At 30.3% G+C, this 18,096-nt stretch carries 13 protein-coding genes and 1 pseudogene; 6 read left to right on the top strand and 8 right to left on the bottom strand.

Translation table 11 applies throughout. The features are described 5' to 3' along the window. Positions 1 to 140: pseudogene (locus tag F9279_RS13670) on the top strand (IS4 family transposase); the annotation flags it as partial. Between the two features lie 2,193 nt (positions 141 to 2,333). Then, a complete protein-coding gene (locus tag F9279_RS13665; RefSeq protein WP_152113914.1) occupies positions 2,334 to 3,005 on the top strand; it encodes a sugar transferase in 672 nt (223 codons plus the stop codon). 1,040 nt (positions 3,006 to 4,045) lie between these two features. Here F9279_RS13665 and F9279_RS25210 read toward each other — a convergent pair. The 8 genes from F9279_RS25210 to F9279_RS13630 all read right to left on the bottom strand — a co-directional run bounded on the left by F9279_RS25210 (position 4,046) and on the right by F9279_RS13630 (position 14,298). After that, entirely contained in the window at positions 4,046 to 4,186 is a 141-nt protein-coding gene (locus F9279_RS25210) for a hypothetical protein (protein ID WP_193224571.1), read from the bottom strand. 1,308 nt (positions 4,187 to 5,494) lie between these two features. Next, entirely contained in the window at positions 5,495 to 6,556 is a 1,062-nt protein-coding gene (locus tag F9279_RS13660) for an acyltransferase family protein (protein ID WP_152113912.1), read from the bottom strand. A 287-nt stretch (positions 6,557 to 6,843) separates the two neighbouring features. Next, on the bottom strand, positions 6,844 to 8,226 hold the full coding sequence (locus F9279_RS13655) for a sugar phosphate nucleotidyltransferase (RefSeq protein ID WP_152113910.1): 1,383 nt from the start codon (positions 8,224 to 8,226) through the stop codon (positions 6,844 to 6,846). 14 nt (positions 8,227 to 8,240) lie between these two features. Continuing rightward, on the bottom strand, positions 8,241 to 9,392 hold the full coding sequence (locus F9279_RS13650) for a glycosyltransferase family 4 protein (protein WP_152113908.1): 1,152 nt from the start codon (positions 9,390 to 9,392) through the stop codon (positions 8,241 to 8,243). Beyond that, positions 9,389 to 10,873, bottom strand: coding sequence for an O-antigen ligase family protein (locus F9279_RS13645; protein WP_152113906.1), 1,485 nt, complete (start codon positions 10,871 to 10,873; stop codon positions 9,389 to 9,391). Before F9279_RS13645 ends, F9279_RS13650 begins: the two co-directional genes overlap by 4 nt. 23 nt (positions 10,874 to 10,896) lie before the next feature. Next, positions 10,897 to 11,808 carry a glycosyltransferase family 2 protein gene (locus F9279_RS13640; RefSeq protein ID WP_226793498.1) on the bottom strand — a complete coding sequence of 304 codons (912 nt, stop codon included), beginning with the start codon at positions 11,806 to 11,808 and terminating at the stop codon, positions 10,897 to 10,899. Between the two features lie 33 nt (positions 11,809 to 11,841). Continuing rightward, entirely contained in the window at positions 11,842 to 12,786 is a 945-nt protein-coding gene (locus tag F9279_RS13635) for a glycosyltransferase family 2 protein (protein ID WP_152113902.1), read from the bottom strand. Positions 12,787 to 12,801: 15 nt separating this feature from the next. Further along, a complete protein-coding gene (locus F9279_RS13630) occupies positions 12,802 to 14,298 on the bottom strand; it encodes a lipopolysaccharide biosynthesis protein (protein ID WP_152113901.1) in 1,497 nt (498 codons plus the stop codon). A gap of 399 nt (positions 14,299 to 14,697) precedes the next feature. Between F9279_RS13630 and rfbA the strand changes: the two genes are divergently transcribed. From rfbA to rfbB, 4 genes are read left to right on the top strand one after another with little or no spacing between them, the layout of a single operon-like run. Beyond that, the gene (gene rfbA / locus F9279_RS13625; RefSeq protein WP_152113899.1) at positions 14,698 to 15,576 is read left to right on the top strand and encodes a glucose-1-phosphate thymidylyltransferase RfbA; all 879 of its coding nucleotides are present in this window, start codon (positions 14,698 to 14,700) and stop codon (positions 15,574 to 15,576) included. Between the two features lie 25 nt (positions 15,577 to 15,601). Beyond that, the gene (rfbC, locus tag F9279_RS13620) at positions 15,602 to 16,168 is read left to right on the top strand and encodes a dTDP-4-dehydrorhamnose 3,5-epimerase (RefSeq protein WP_152113897.1); all 567 of its coding nucleotides are present in this window, start codon (positions 15,602 to 15,604) and stop codon (positions 16,166 to 16,168) included. Further along, positions 16,165 to 17,019, top strand: a complete 855-nt coding sequence (gene rfbD, locus F9279_RS13615; RefSeq protein ID WP_152113895.1) for a dTDP-4-dehydrorhamnose reductase — start codon at positions 16,165 to 16,167, stop codon at positions 17,017 to 17,019. The genes rfbC and rfbD overlap by 4 nt, the downstream gene beginning before the upstream one ends. After that, positions 17,020 to 18,039 (top strand): dTDP-glucose 4,6-dehydratase, encoded by a 1,020-nt coding sequence (gene rfbB, locus F9279_RS13610; RefSeq protein WP_152113893.1) that lies wholly within the window; start codon positions 17,020 to 17,022, stop codon positions 18,037 to 18,039. The last annotated feature ends 57 nt before the right edge of the window (positions 18,040 to 18,096 follow it).

The following is an 18,096-nucleotide window of genomic DNA, read 5'->3' as shown; positions in this document are numbered from 1 at the left end:
TATACTGTTTGAACGTATTGGCCCAGTTGAACACGAATAGCGATCGAAGTTATCTACAAATTAGCCGCTATTTAAAAGCCGCTTTATGGAAATCCGCAAACATTTGGTTACGCAAAATCAAAGAAAAGTGCGTGCCATAAGGGCTGTAACAATCGTTGTTGGATAAGTCACAGGTTATAGTAAAAAAATGGATGTTTACTACCTTAGTTTTGGTGTTTTCATTTTTTCTTAAAAATATGGAAAATGCAAAACTGAAAATTCAGAACTTATTTATGCGACACTAGTGATTTTTTCTGTATATTATTAATTAGGGCGCCTCAACCTAAAATAATTAAAAATCTCATAAGAAAAGCAAAGGTAGGGTGCCTGTCAGTAGGTAACTTTGTTGTGATAATTCAATATAGTTTTAGTTATATTAATTAATTTTCGGTTCTTTTAACGACTCTCTTTTTATAAGCATAGAATAAATAATTTGGAGCATTCGGGTCCAACAATGCCTCCTTGCTACAATTGACTAGTATTTTGTGATTAACCAACGATTCTTACACCTCGAAACAGCCCTTAGCAAAATTACATATAGCTTGTATTACCAGGAGGATTTCTTTTTTTATGTCTTAGCTTTTACCTGCACTTTCTTTTTTTCTGGTGAATGAAATAACAGCCCAAGTGGCTAACTGATTGAATGGTAGAATTATTCATATATACACCAATCTCAGCAAAGAAAAATCGTAGAAGTATCTCATGGTTAAGTACTATTACCTCACTTTAAGCTTTTGTAACCCTACTCATTTTATTGAACAAGATCATGTCGATGTAATACAAGAATTTTTATTGGCATTTTTAAATTATCATATGTTTTATCATACGGACTCTTACATAAAATTTCAGATGTTTAAATTGGTAATGGCAACATTTTTAATGGCTCTTTGCTGTAAAGCGTCAAAAGGACATGTACATAGAGAAAATCTAGTTCGAACAATTTTCATGCAAACCTGGCATTGTAATAACCTGAATCTAGAACAATTACCTTCGCATTTTTTACAAATTCATTGTTTAAACGATGGACTTGTCAAATCAATATGCGTTACCTTGGCACATTGGCAGCTGTAGCATACGACGCAATAAAAAAGTTATGAAGGAGATCCAATACGATGTTTAGAAAATCTTCCAAATTCATCATGTTGGATGCACAACGTTCATTATTTTTGGCTATTTCTTTCTTTCTTTTCCTCAATCTTCTTCTGTTCTATTTTTAACTTGTTTACACTTTTATCCCATGGGCTTTAAGTCTTTTATCTCATTGACAATCCTTGTTTCACTCACAATAAATCCTTCCTTGTAAATGAATCAAATGTAAACAATGATGATAAAGCCCCTCACATAACGTTGTACCTTGTAGAAATTGCGAAAGAATTTAGAGATAATAGAGTGATTTGGGATTTTTTCTTGTGAAGAGATTCCTACATCTAACAATAGGTTGCACTTTGTACTAATAATTACATGTAAATTGAAATGATAAAAACCTTCTAAATAATGACTCAATAGGATTTTCACTAATGATCAAAGCATCATACGTCATTTCATAGCTCTTTCAATTTTCTACTAATTCTACAATTAAATAGGTGAAGTGCATACAAAAATCGATCGTTTCCATTGATTTCACGAGGGATTTAAATTATATTTTCACATTTTATCCACATATAATATTGTTTTTCAATAGTATGCCTAGGGTATTCTTTCCTATACTATAAAATTCAACTCTATAGATACACCTTCCCCTGTAATAAAGTCTTATTTAAATCATGACATATAATTTCAATCAGTTTCATAATTAATAAAAAAAAGGTTAAAATAATGACTAGATATAGTAATACTATATCTGATTGCCTAGCTTAAGCTTATTATTAGAATGCTAATTCAAACTTAATCATTGATTTTCTAGAAACTGCCAGCTAAATTTCTTTAAAAATCATTGATTTTTGCGTCTAATTTTTGTTTACTTAGATTAGAAGTAAATTCATTATTTATTGAATAGCTATTAGTACCTAACCAAACTTATTGTTCTAGATAATTTTTGTGATGACTTTCTATTTTCTATAGTAAGTTAAAGATTGAAAGTATAAGCTAATTTTTTACCTAGTACAAGTTGTTACAAAAAATTACAATAAATTTAAAAAATACAATAACAGCTAATATTTTTTTTTATTTATGGTATAATGCTATAGGTTAGCATTATTCTTTAATCCTGAAGAAAGACGAAAATCTGATTTCTAACATACCAACAATAAACATACAAACATTATTAATTAATACCGAAAGGAAGTATAGTAAATATGACAGAACTTGCAAGAGCGAACGTTAACAATAGATATCATGTAAGCGAACCTTTTAAAGAAAAAAAGTTTTATAATATATATAAACGAACATTTGACATTTTTGCCTCTATATTAGCTTTAATAATCCTTTTCCCTATATTTTTTATTGTAGCAGTTTTAATAAAGATTGAAGATCCTAAAGGCCCAGTATTCTTCTCGCAAGTGCGTGTTGGAAAAAATGAAAAATTGTTTAACATGTATAAATTTAGATCAATGGTTACTGATGCCGAGGATAAACTTCAGGAATTACTTAAATACAATGAAGTTAATGGTGCTATGTTTAAAATGAAAGATGATCCAAGAATTACAAAAATTGGGAAGTTTATCAGACAAACTAGTATTGATGAGTTTCCTCAATTAATTAACGTCCTCAAAGGTGAAATGAGTTTAATTGGTCCAAGACCACCTCTTGTTAGAGAAGTAGAAGAATATACAATTTTTGATAAACAACGTTTATATATAAAACCTGGTTGTACTGGATTATGGCAAGTTAGCGGAAGAAGTAACTTAAGCTTTAAAGAAATGGTAGAACTTGATTTAATATATATTGAAAAAAGAAGCTTTCTTTTTGACCTAAAAATAATTTTAAAAACCTTTGTTATATTACTGAAAAAGGATGGAGCTTTCTAACATTACTATTTTTTCTCTAAAATAAGTTATATTTCTTAACTGAACACACCTATAAGTAAGCACATGAATATGATAATTTTTCATACTCCCTTAAGGGGAGTATTTTTGCATCAAAAAGAGGCTTTACAACATAATAATCGTTGAATGTAGTAAAATTATCTAAAAAATATTCATGCTTCACTAATACTCTTTATGTAAAGTGATTTTTTTTACTAACTTATTTATTTAGAGAAAGAATGATTATTAATAATATATCAACTACCCATTTTACTTTACACTCTCTTAATTTTTAAGCAAGCATGGAATAGACCCACCCTATTAATTATATGGAACCTAGGTTATTATTTTGTTAACTTTTCAAAAGAAATAAAAAAACTGGTAAAGATATCGACCAAGAAAACTTTTGGTATAGGTCAATCTTATTTATCCAATTAATCTAGAGACTTTTCTAACTTCGCATATAGCCATCTAGGAAGCATAAAATCAGCGCTTCACCACAGAGAATGAAATGGGTTCAGAACTGTCAACTGGTTCTACGGCTGAGTTTGAAGAAGATTGGTCAAATGACCTTTTGTGCGTGAGAGCCCGTCCTATGGCTTACTCCAACTGCCATGGTGCACTATTGACTGTTGGCTCCCTTACTGAAAACACACATGGTAGAGATTATTCCTATCTCTGTACTGCACCAGCCTCCAATAATAATGAGAACCATATAAGGAGGTTTTCGCTAGACATAGTCATAAAAGAGCGTATGGTTTGGATATTCATATGGACAATTTTCTTCATGTATTTTGCCACCAGAAGAAAATGCAGTCAAACGTTTTCTAATAAAACTGTTTTTCTATTTCAAGTTGCTGGACTAGATAAACAACACAGAATAATACCCATCCACGGAGAGCAAGAGTGTTTACTGGAAACCTATTGTGAATATTACTAGAGGCTGAATGTATTGAGTCTTTATAATGCCCAACACATATGAAGAAGTTTCCAGGATGTAAAACAGATGTCAAGGATGCTGAATGAATTGCCAAACTTCTTTGTCATGGGAACTTAAAAGCTAGTTTCACCCCAGATTGGAACCAACGGGGACTCTTTGTACTAGTTCGGTACCTTACTTCATGCAGTATTCCTCCAACATAAATGAATATACTTACTTCTTTTTCTTTAATGGATTCTGTCATTTTTCAATAGCCTCCACTGTTTTTTAAACTGCCTTATATTCTCTAACTTTCTCATCCAGTAGTGAACCTGGATTTAGTTAAGATTATAAAATTTACATCTCTCCTTTTGAGTCTTGTTACTAGATCGGTAATGGATGAATCTTTCTTCCCGATCGATTCTCTTTTGATTTTCTATACATCAAAAGAGAATCCTTAATCTATAATTCAGGGGATTATCGCATTAAGAGAATTTCTTTAATAGATGGAGTGTATTTGACGCTTACAATACTACTTAAAGAAATTTTCTGCGAAAGATGGCTGATTGGGTTTCCTTAAATCAAAACTACTATAGAATCTCATCAAGAACAAATGAAGCAATTAATTACAAAAGTAAAATGGTGTAAGGGAAAATTCAATAAATTTGAGTCTAATAGCGAAAAGACACCTGAAAAGCAACTAGCTTTGAATCTGTTGAATGAAGTAGAACAAGAATCTAATTCACATATTCCCTGAACCAACTTTAGAAATGATTACCTATAAAAGAAAAATGAAACTTGTTTATAGAGAAATAATCCAACAGAACCTGGTTACAGAAACGAATGAATATCGATTGTCTCATGAGGTCCAGGTTTACCTTCAATATCTATTTGGGAAACTTATTTATATCGATATATTACCGATGAAGCAGCTTTCGATAAGTTACTCCCGCGGTCACCAGTACCAGTACCACCTAATTTTTTTAAATCTTTTCATAATAAGTAACTACGTCATAACAAATTCCCGTCTATGTTTTTTACCCTTATGTATATTGTACGATTGTTTGTAAAATCCTGATTCTGGCGCCTTGTAATTGGCTAAATCCTTGTTTAATTAATTTTAATTGCGTATTCCATTTATATTTACCATTGATGAGAAGTACTAAAAAAATCAAAATTTCATTAGAATTTTTAGGTAAAATAAAACAATGTAATTTATTTTTATTATAGTTATTTCATGTGTCTATATATGTAAGATAGCTACTAATTACAAGTTTTCTATAAAAAAAATCCTCAAAATTATATTTTGAGAGATGGTTATCCTTTAATGGGTACGTATTTATTCTTGTCTCTTATAAGATATATTTAGCAATAAAAGATAATATTTATTGCTAAATATAATTAATTTCTTTCTTATTATAGTCTGTCCTTGTTTCCCAAAAATAATGAGATTTAGATATAATAATAACTTACAGATATAAAAATATAAGATACATATCTATTAAGACTAAACTTATTAATTCATTATCCTAAAAGTTGACCAATGAGTATCCAACTCATATAAAATAATTAATTAATTTCCCCTAGTTTGAAAAAGGGTCGAAGTCAACTTTATATTTTTAAGTTTAATAGCAGGTTTTTCAATGATGTGCCAAGAAAATATAGCAAATATTAGAGTTAATGGTAATGCAATAATAAAATTAAAGTAAGGGCTAATCTCATTATTAAATGTCATAGTTATCAATTGTTGTATAGGAAAAGCATAGATGTACAATCCATATGAAAAATCTCCATACTTACTAAAATTATGAAAAACATTAGTATATGAAAAAGCTAAATACATGATCAAATAGGTTCCAAAGACACTAAATGCTATCTGAAAATAATCAAAATATGTTAAAACTATAAGAGAAACTAAACTAATAATTGCACTATAATTATTAATATATATTTTATCCCTAAATAGATAAACTAACATACCAGCAGCATAAAATGCAAACAAATATATAAATCTTACATCTATAGGAAAATACTGTAAAAACAGAGCTACTAAAGTTATTAAATATAATGGTAATACAATTCTCTTTTTCAATAATCTCAATACACCCAGCATAGCTACTACTAAATAAAAAATGAACTCAAAATAGAGTGTCCACAAAGACCCATTAATTCCCCCATGTATATTGTTCTCAAAAACTCCTGGTAGAATATCTCCCCAATATACTAGGGTAATATTCTTAAAATAATTGTAAGTTTCTGGATTATTAAAGTATGCATTTAGTGAATATGATGTAGTTAAAGGTCCTAACACAAATACAGTTAACAAAATAACTACAATCAATCCCGGGAAAATTCTTAGTATTCTTGCTTTTAAATAAGTAAGAGTGTTCTTAGATTTATCATAACTCATGGTAATTAGAAATCCACTTACTATAAAAAAGATGTATACAGCTATTGAACCAAAAGTAGATTGACCATTGGTTAATTTTACAAAAGGTTCATTCATGTCATTACCTAATGTTAAAGGAAAAGCATGAGAAAATATGACTAATGTAGCAGCGAAGAATCTGATTATATCTAGATTATTTTTCCTCCCTTTAAATATTTCATCTATGGAAAAACCTTTATTCCACATTACTATTCCACTCCCGCTGATTATATTGAAGTTTTTTGAAATTAACAAAACGATCACTTACTTTACTAAACTTACTAATAACTAATTTATACCTACATCAAATTAAATGCATAAAATAAGAACCCTAGTTTATATCTCAAATAACAGTTCTGCTTTTATACTTATCCCTTGTCACTTTTCTAATAAAGCATGCGAAATAAAATATTTTATACATGGTAAAAGTCTATACAATCTTTTCATTACATCAATGAAAGGTTGTCACTTATCTATGTGACAACCTTTTAGAGTTATCTATTCTGAGAAGAAGAACTAATAAATGAATTTATTTCTTCCCATGAAGAAACTTCTCTATAAATATCTTCATTAGTAATTTCACTGCCTGTCTGAACTTCAATAATTTCTAGATCAGATAACGCCTTAATTGAATGTCGTGAGTTAGGTGGTAACTTCACAACATCTCCAGCATTAACTATTTCCTTTTTTCCATCCAATATTAAAATACCAGTACCTTGTATAATATTCCACAACTCACTGCGTTTTTTATGATAGTGGTAACTGAGATTTTCTCCCTCAAAAATACAAATTCTTTTTGTAATGACTTCTCTTTCTCGATCATATTTATTGAAGTCCAGTATCTTATACCATCCCCACTTCCGCTCTTCATACATTGGAATTTGATCGTATTCATGAATATAATCTTTTAATCTTGGACTAGCGGACTTATCAGAAACTAAAATTCCATCTGGTGATGCCGCAACAATTATATCTGAACAACCTATAATCGTTACCGGAATATCCAATTCATTAACAAGATGTGTATTTATAGAATCTTCACTAATTTTCCCCTTACCTGTAATTGATGTTGCTACTTCTTCAGTCAGAGTATTCCAAGTACCTAAGTCTTTCCAATAACCTTTGTATGGTAGAGCAACAATCTTTTTAGACTTTTCAACTACTTCATAATCAAAGCTATTTTTTGGTAAAGAGTGATACTGGTTAACTAATTCATCGTATACAGTTGGTAGACCTTGACTTTCAAGTAAGGAAATAATATATCCTAATTTAAATGCAAAGACCCCACAATTCCATAATCCGTTTTCAAGGATAAGTTGCTTGGCTATTTCTTCAGTGGGTTTTTCTCTAAAATGACTCACTTGAAAATACTCTTTGTTATCGTTCGAATCGGTAGGGATAATATACCCATACTTTGATGATGGATATGTGGGTTCTACTCCTATTAAAGCTATTTCAGCATCTGTCTCTTGGAGAACTCTTTCCAGATTACAGACACTTTCAAAAAAACTATTCTCTACATATGAATCTACCGGAAGAATACAAACAACTTCATCTAGGGGTATTTTCTTATTAGAGTATAAATAAACTGCTGATAAAGCAATAGCAGCAAATGTATCTCTTCGTTCAGGTTCTATCACTATAGGAACATTTTCTCCGATTTGATTGTAAATCATATCCACTTGAGACTCACTAGTTGCTATAACAGTATCTTTGTCCAAGTTCAAAGAATTAAGTTGCATAAATACCCTCTGAACCATTGATATACGTTCTTTATTTTCGTTTTCAAGTACTTTTAAGAATTGTTTAGACCTTGAATCATTCGATAGTGGCCATAATCTTTTACCTGATCCACCGGATAATAAAACTATATTCAAATTAATACCTCCTTTTATTCGGCACCAATAATTTTTTCAATATAATTCATCTGACCTTCAATGCTGAAGAGTTCTTTTGCAAATACAAATCCTTCCTTTGCAATAACTTTTGACATATCGTTATCATGAAATACGTCTATACACTTCTGTGCAAACTCCTCATCATTATCAGCAACTAATAAATGTATATTATCTTTTAAATCTGTACCCTCTATTCCCTTCGAAGTTGTAATAATTGTCTTGTTCATTAATAAAGATTCCACTAACTTTATTTTGACACCAGCCCCCTCTAATAAGGGGATAATAATAGTTTGAACTTCATTGAATACTGCTTTTAAATCTTCAACATAACCTAATACTTCAATTTGATCACTTTTGAAATCTTTAAAAGCTTCAGCACCATTTCCTACTATTTTAAGACGAATAACCTTATTTTCTTTTACGATTAATGGCCAGACATTTTTTAAAAACCATAATAAGCCACTTTTATTAATATCTAAAGTGAAATCCCCAAAAGCTAGAAATCCATTATTACTACTTTCTACATTGGGAAGCAATCCAGCCGTCGATATCGGTACACTTGCTGGTAAGAATTCCACTGTATCTTCACCGTATTTTTTAGCGAATTTTTCCTTTTCACTCTCTGAAATGAATAAAAGTTTCTCAAAATAATCATTAAGACTTTTTTCAATTTTGTTTAACCTTTTCGAATCAAAAGTAAATAATACCTTCTTTAAATAGCTTCTCTCTGTCTTAGCAAGTTCCAAATAGTACTCACTTTCTATATTGTGCATTCTCAAATAATTTTTCTTTGACTTAACATTCTTATTTGTCCAAAATGGTAGCATAAATTCAGACTCTGCAAAAGCAATGTCATACTCTCTTTCAGATAAAAAGTAACAGATTTCTTTTTTATATCTATTTGCTGAAGCTATAGGATATTTTAAACTATTTTTTAGATTTGTTCTCTTTTTGTATAAAAATAAGTTAACATTCTCTGGGAGGTTTGACGGTACTTGTAATTGGTCTTCATCATCAATTGCAATAACATCCACAGTATAACCCAAGTAACTTAATGCAATAATTCTTCCTAAAATGTCTTGTGAACCACCAATTTTATTTTTTCTCCATGGGTTTTTCAAGGACATAATTAATATTTTTTTCATACTTTCTCCTTTTTAACAAAACTCTTAAACTTAGCACCTATACTTAAAATCCTTCTTGGGATAGTTTCACCATATTCCTCAAAAAATACAAAGGCCATTGCTATAAATACATAATAATTAGTGACCCTAAATGTATCTATGTTAAAACCAATGAAAAGTAAACCAATTAATACTGTAAGTATAAAAATTAGATCGTACTTCTTTTCAAATTCACTATTATTAAATCTTTTTAACAGATTCCAACCAGTTACGAATAATGATCCCCAAATAGATAACCATAATAGTAATCCGATTAGCCCAGTCTCTGCAAATATTCTTGCATATAAACCATGCACTGGTGGCCAAGGGGATCCTATTTCTTTACTTGCCCATTGTGCGATCTCCGTACTTCTTTCCACAGCATTTTCAGAAACAAAATCTGGCATATAAAATCCATATTGCCCTAATCCTATTCCAGTAATAAAGTTTTGTAACCCCATTTTAATTGCTGCAATTTGGGAAGATAATCTAGCGGTATTTGAAAGATTATTATTATCAAACAAAGATACAATAATTTGAAACGGCTTTATTCCAATCAAAATTAAAATCAGTAGTAATACTAGAAGTAGAATAAATGTAATAGCTTTTCTTTTTTTCATAAAGTTAATAGTTTCATTTATTAACATGTTAAGACTATATTTTTGACTGTTTTTTAAAATTAAGTAAATAAAGAAAATTATCTGTATAAGTATAATAATGTATACTGTTCTAGAAAATGTTAAATACGTAAGGACCAAACTATACGCTAACAAAAATTTATAAATAAGTTTTTTTGTAAAAAAAGAATTTCTAATTAGCCAAGGAATAATAAGTACTAAATAGGTGGCAAACCATGAGGCTTCTCCGGATACTGATCTTATTCTAAATTCATCTTCACTGAGTAGATAGTTCAATATTCCAAATGCATGTATATACTTATCTATTGAGATCAAGAAGTCCGTAACTATTTGAATTTTTAATCCATGAAGAATTTCTAGAAAAGAATATATAAACGGTAATATTAAGGAGATGGATAATACTTTTTTGATTTTACCAATCCCATTTTTTTTCATTAAGTTGTATAAGAAAGTTAATATAATTATCGAAAAAAATATAACTATAATTTGTCCAGCAAATTTAGAAATACCTGTTCTTCCTTTAAAAGTGTTTGAGAGAATATCATCCAAGTTTACTAATCCACCAACTATGACCCAAACTATAAACAGAACAAAAAATATATATGAATAATTTATAGGTATATATAACTTTCTTCTTAATACTAAGGATAAAATTAAATATAGTGGAATGGAAAAAAATAATACATAGAAAGGTCCTTCAAAAGCCATTTCACCGAATATGCCTATTTTATATGGTAAGCCATTAATAGGAATACCTACAAAAATTAAGGCTAAAAGAATAAATTCTAATATAATAATTTTCTTCGAAGAGTCTTTATTTTTCATTAATATCCCCCCCCTCTTCGCTGCTATTTCATATAGGCTGATAGTTTTTGTTTTATGTGATGTGGAAAAATGGTATGTCTTTTACCTAAATTATACGAAATGAACTTAATCCCACTTTCAACTATGCTATATGGTATTAAACTAATTTTTTTATTCTTATAAAGATATTTTATCTGGTTAAAAACCATTTTAATTCCTTCTTTTTCATTAGACGCCATACTCAAAAGATGTTCAGTTTCTTGAAATGCCATTCCTATGTCAAAATATCTTTTGGACTGTTGTTTAAGATTATAATTATGAGAGTGGTACACTTTTGCTTCTGCGTTATAATATACATAGTAGTCATTTAATATTGCCTCAGAAGCTAAAATCATATCTTCGTTTAAAATAATTTTTTCTCGAAACCCCTTAAATTTTGTAAATAAGCTTCTTCTATACATACTGCAGACATTTGAATTGAAAAAGGTTTTAATTCCTAATTCCTTAATTTTCTCTTTGCTTTTTAATATTGATACTGAAGGATAATTGAAATTTCTTGCAAAAACTTCAAGTGGAGCTGCATCTGATTTTGGCAGTTGTCTTGCAAAACTAATCATGACTTTTTCATCTTCAAAAGAGGAGATCAAGTTCTCAATTAGGTACTCATCAGCTGGTATTGCATCTTGCGTCATATATAACAAAAGTTCTCCAGTTGATAAGGTATATAGTGCGTTTCTAGTTCCTCCATGATCAAACTCTTTATTTGGAATAACAATTACCTTTGTCTTTGGAAATTTTGTCTTCACAGTTTCAACTGTATGATCAGTTGAACTTGAGTCAATAATTATTACTTCTAATTCATTTTGTTGTTTTAACTTTTGGTTGTATATTGCCCTTAGTAAATCAATTATATCTGTACCCGCATTATAAGTAGGTATTAGTACTGATACTTTCATAATTCCACACCTTTAATTTCTTATTTATGTTAATTATAACTTTCCAGTTTTCATTATAATCCCATCAAAAAACGCCTTTATTATTAATTTACTTCTATTTATTTTATTGTCCTGTTTTTTAATTAGTATTTTCAAATGACTCTTAATAAGTTTTAAAAACAATAATAATGTAGCAGTTATTATCTTAGCCATCGACTGTGTTCTTCTTATCATAATATATGAATTTCTTATATAATAGTATTCTACGTAAGGAGATAGATTATCTTCACCACCAGATGAAATAGATACTTTGTGATAAACTACTGAGTCTGGAACGTAGACTATTTTCCAATTTTCTTGCTTAGCTCGTATATTCCAATCAGTCTCTTCATAATATAAAAAGTAATCTTCCTGCATTAGTCCTATAGAGTCAATTAACTCTCTTTTAAACAATAAACTACACCCTGTTACATAATCCACTTGAAAAGAACTATTATATTGTCCAATATCTCTTTCTTTATAACCTAAATGCTTGGTTTTCCCCGTCCAAGTATTAATTGTACCGCCTGCATACCAAATCAAATCAGTATCGTAATACAATATTTTTGATCCAACAATACCTGTCTTGGTATCTTTACTAATAGCTTCTACTAATGTACTTAATGAGTTTGCCTCTACAACAGTATCGTTATTTAACATCCAAATGTAGGGATAGCCCATTTCATAAGCTTTTTTAATAGCAACATTATTCCCACCAGCAAACCCTAAGTTAGCACCTGACTGCATGAATGTTATTGGCAAATTAAATTTATTCATCATATAATCTTTTTTTAAATCCTCAAATGAACTGTCTTGTGAATCATTATCAACTATAAAAATGTGATAATCTGGATAATTAAGTTTTTCCAAAGATTCAAGACATTCTACTGTTAATTGATAACTGTTCCAATTAAGAAGAACAATAGCTACAGAACTATTTCCCATCATACTTTTCTCCATTATTTTACTTTCCCCTTATTTCTTAGTAAAGCTTACAGCTGATTTTCCCCTTGTTCTATATTTAAGATATAAATAATACCCTGAAAAATAGAGAAAAACGTAAGCTAATCCCACAACCAATATATATACATAAGGATTATTTATTTTTATAAACTGGCATATTAAAACTGCAATTATAGCAATTACAGCTAAAATAGATATCCTGTCCCACTTAATTTTCCATTTAATAAGCTTTTTTGTTGATTTCCAAACAAGTAAACAGTATATGAAATAGCTTAGAAGAGTAGTCCAAGCTGCACTTTCATATCCAAATTGCGGAACAAGTATAATATTTAACGTAATTTTAACAACCGTCGCGATTCCTAAGAAAACACTCATTTTTTTTGTTTGCTCAAATAGTTCTAAACCTTTATGACCTAGAGTAGAAATATTCATTAGCACTAAGCCTAATACAACTGGAGTAAGTATTTTATAACCTGCTAAATACTCCTCTCCTAATGCAATTGATGCAAATGGTTTTGCAACTAAATAAGTGCCTCCTATAATGCAAATTGCGATTATTGCAAAGATATATGTCATATTTTCTATTGTATCCTCAATTTTATTAATATCTCTATCCTTACTCGCCCATATTTTATAGATAACTGGGAATGCTGCCAATGTTATTGGTGCATTCAATATAGATGAAAATCCTGAAATTAACATATAATTAGCAGTATAAACTCCTACATCATAGCTTCCTAAAAAGAATTGAATAACAAATCGATCTCCTACAACAAGTAATTGAGAGAATAAAAACCAAAACATCATGGGGATACCATATCTAGAAAACCTTTTAATATGACTATTTAAAGTCTTTTTATCAGTTACTTCTTTTTTTATACTTGAACTTAATACCATATTTACTTTCTTATATAAAGGTAGGAAGAATAAAAAAGAGGCTATAGCATCCGCCCATATTAAAAAAACAATATTTTTTTCTAATGTAAATACTAGAATACATGCTAAAATTAACCTAAAACTATTTCTGAGTACTTCAAGACGTCTATAGGAACGCATGTCCATACTAGATGGTAAAATAGGTGTTAATAATAAAGTTAGAGAATTAAAAATTAGATAAACTACAAGAGCCAACACAACTAAAATAAATTTATTAAAAAATAATGCTGTAATTATTATACTCATGAATCCTATCGTTAAAGCTATGATTGAAATTATCTTAGTAATCTTTTTTATTATTTCAAAATATAGACCTGGTTGTTTCTTTTCTATATATTCAGCATAGAAACGACCAATAGGTTGACCTGCCCATTCTACCATCATGGTCATTAATGGCATAATAATTGCAGTTGCTAAACTGTAAATACCATACTCATCAGGTGTAAATACCCTTGTAAATATATACGACCATAATAAAGCAATAAAAGCTGGTATTAGTTTTGAGGGAGCATATCCAATTATATCCTTAACGAATTTCTTATTATCATTACTTTTAATGCTAGTTGTGTCCAAAATAAAATTACACTCCTTAATAAATTAAAAAATTCATCCTACTTTAATAAAAATCATTGTACGCACTTACGAATTATATCAGACAAAATTCAACATTTCACTATAAATTATGTCTATAAATTGCAAATTAGAATTATTACTTTGATTACGGCATAACATTATTTCATTGAAAAAATTGCAATTAAGTAGTACTTATTAGATTATAATATCTATTGGAAAGACTGAAAAAACAACTCGCTTTACTAATTTTCTAAATATCTCTTGACATCTAGTAACTTTCAACTTAACTTGGTAAAGATAGGATAATTTGAGACAAAACTTATCATAATATAATTATCCCTTATAATAGAGAAATTAGTATTTTTCAACTTACATTATACAATAAAGGAGAAACACTATATGAAAGGTATAATCCTAGCTGGTGGAAGCGGAACAAGGCTCTATCCACTAACCCTAGTAACAAGCAAACAATTATTACCAATAAACGACAAACCAATGATTTATTATCCACTTTCCACATTAATGTTAGCTGGTATCAATGATATTCTTATCATTTCTACCCCGGAGGATACTCCTCGGTTTGAAGCATTACTTGGTGACGGTTCACAATTTGGAATCTCCATACAATATAAAGTCCAACCTAATCCAGATGGACTTGCTCAGGCTTTTATTATTGGAGAAGATTTTATTGGTGAAGATTCAGTTGCTATGATTTTAGGAGATAATATATATTATGGAAGCGGCATGCGTAAAATATTACAGCGAGCTGCACAGAAAGAAAAAGGTGCTACAGTATTTGGTTATCATGTACAAGATCCTGAAAGATTCGGTGTTGTTGAATTTAATGAAGATGGAAAAGTTTTAAGTGTAGAAGAAAAGCCAGAAGTTCCAAAATCAAACTATGCCATCACCGGTCTATATTTTTACGATAACCGCGTTGTAGAAATTGCCAAAAACGTTAAACCCTCTCATCGTGGTGAGCTAGAAATCACTTCTATAAATGAGGCATACCTTGAGTTAGATGAATTAGAAGTTGAACTACTTGGAAGAGGATTTACTTGGTTAGATACTGGAACACATCAGAGTTTATTAGATGCTGCTAATTTCGTTCGTACCATTGAAGATCATCAAGGTATTAAAATTGCAGCTCCAGAAGAAATTGGTTATATAAATGGTTGGATCTCAAATGATAAATTAGTGGAACAAGGAAATCTATATTCAAAGACAGGTTACGGTCAATATTTACTGAAAGTAGCTAAAGGAGATATTAAATACTAATATTACATAAACTTGAGGTGTTATTATGAAAATTACAGAAACTTTTATTCAAGGATTAAAAGTTTTAGAGCCTAAAGTATTTGGCGATCATCGTGGTTGGTTTATGGAGACCTATAATGAAGGAACCTTAAAAGAAGCTGGGATTGATATTCAGTTTGTCCAAGATAATCAATCTTTTTCTGCTGCAAAAGGAACACTTCGTGGACTACACTATCAATTAAACCCTAATGCACAAACAAAGTTAGTTCGCTGTACAAAAGGCGCTATTTTTGACGTGGCAGTTGATATCCGAAAAGGAAGCCCCACATTTGGTAAGTGGTTTGGTCTAGAACTATCTGCTGAAAATAAAAAACAATTACTTATTCCACAAGGTTTTGCTCATGGATTTATGACCGTTACAGATAATGTAGAAGTTCAATATAAAGTCGATAACCTATACTCACCTGAGTGTGACCGTGGCATTATATGGAATGATTCTGAAATTGGCATTGAATGGCCTTTAGAAATCACTCCTATTCTTTCTGAGAAAGATGAAAAAGCACCTTTATTAAAAGATGCAGATAATAATTTCACATATGGAGAAGATAAATGAAGATCATTGTAACTGGATTCAGCGGTCAACTAGGACATGATGTAGTTGTTGAAGGAAAAAAACGCGGTTTTGATATAGTTGGTATAGGACAAAAAGAACTGGACATTACGGATGAAAAGAAAGTAACAACTTTTGTTCAGTTGCAAAAGCCTGATGCTATTATCCACTGTGCGGCTTATACTGCTGTTGATAACGCTGAAGATAATAAAGAAGCTTGTTTTGCTGTAAATGTAAAAGGTACAAAATACTTAGCATCTGCAGCGAAAGAAGTAGATGCTAAATTTATTTATATTAGTACCGACTACGTCTTTGAAGGTACAGGTACTGATCCTTTCACAGAAGATGACTCAGCAAATCCAGTTGGCTATTATGGACTAACAAAGTACGAAGGCGAAAAATTAGTGCAAAGTCTAATAGATAATTTTTTCATTATCCGCATATCATGGGTATTTGGAATTAATGGAAATAATTTCATTAAAACAATGCTTAGATTATCAGAAACGCGTGATGAGTTAAGTGTAGTTGGAGATCAATTTGGTTCACCAACCTATACGTTTGACTTAGCTAAACTATTGTTAGATATGGTTGTAACAGAAAAATATGGCATATATCATGCTTCTAATGAAGGGTTTACAAATTGGGCAGAATTTGCTAAGGAAATCTTTAAAGTTGCTGGTAAATCAGTTAGAGTAAATAGTATTTCCACAGAAGAATATCCGACAAAGGCAATTCGTCCAAAGAATTCAAGAATGTCCAAAGATAAGCTTGAAGCAAAAGGGTTTAAACGTCTTCCATCTTGGCAGGATGCTTTGAGCCGTTATGTAGTGGAATTACAAAATGAGGTGAAATAAATGACAAAGAAAAAAGTTTTAGTAACAGGTGGAGCAGGTTTTATTGGAGGTAACTTCGTACAATACATGGTAAATAAGTATCCAGAATATGATATTTACAACTTAGATTTATTAACATACGCTGGTGATTTAACAAAGCATAAGTCAATTGAAGAAAAAGATAATTACCACTTTGTTAAAGCAGATATTGCAGATAGAGAAGCGATCTTTGCTTTATTTGAGAAAGAAAAATTTGACTATGTTACTCATTTTGCAGCAGAAAGCCATGTGGATCGTTCTATTACGAACCCGGAAATCTTTGTAGTTACTAATGTACTTGGAACTCAAGTATTATTAGATGCGTCAAAGCACATTGGCGTTACAAAATTTGTTCATGTTTCAACTGATGAAGTATATGGAGAGTTAGATTTCGATCCATCTACATTCTTTACAGAAGATACTCCTCTTCAACCAAATAGTCCTTATAGTGCAAGTAAAGCATCTTCTGATATGCTTGTTCGTGCATACCATGAAACATTTGGTTTACCAATTAATATTACTCGTTGCTCTAATAACTATGGTCCTTTCCATTTCCCAGAAAAATTGATCCCTTTAACTATCTCTCGTGTGTTAAATGATCAAAAAATTCCTGTTTACGGTGATGGTAAAAATATTCGCGACTGGTTACATGTATTAGATCACTGTGCCGCTATTGATTTAGTTTTACATGAAGGTGCTAATGGCGAAGTTTACAATGTTGGTGGACATAATGAGCGAACGAACTTAGAAGTCGTTAAAACTATTATTAGCACATTAGATAAATCTGAGGAGTTAATTGAGTTTGTTACAGACCGACTTGGTCATGATAAACGCTATGCAATTGATCCTACAAAATTAGAAGCTTTAGGTTGGAAACCAACCTATACTTTTGAATCTGGCATCGCACAAACCATTCAATGGTACTTAGACAACAAAGAATGGTGGGAACAAATAATTAGCGGTGAGTATCAAAACTACTTTGAAAATCAGTATACCTTATAATTTTTTAGAAAAGAAATCAATCATAATTTTGGTTGCTTTCTTTTTTTTATCATTTTT

This window comes from Bacillus sp. B1-b2, from assembly GCF_009183415.1.
Classification (GTDB): domain Bacteria; phylum Bacillota; class Bacilli; order Bacillales; family Cytobacillaceae; genus Niallia.
Note: the sequence above shows the minus strand (reverse complement) of the source record. Positions and strands in the feature narration are given on the sequence as shown.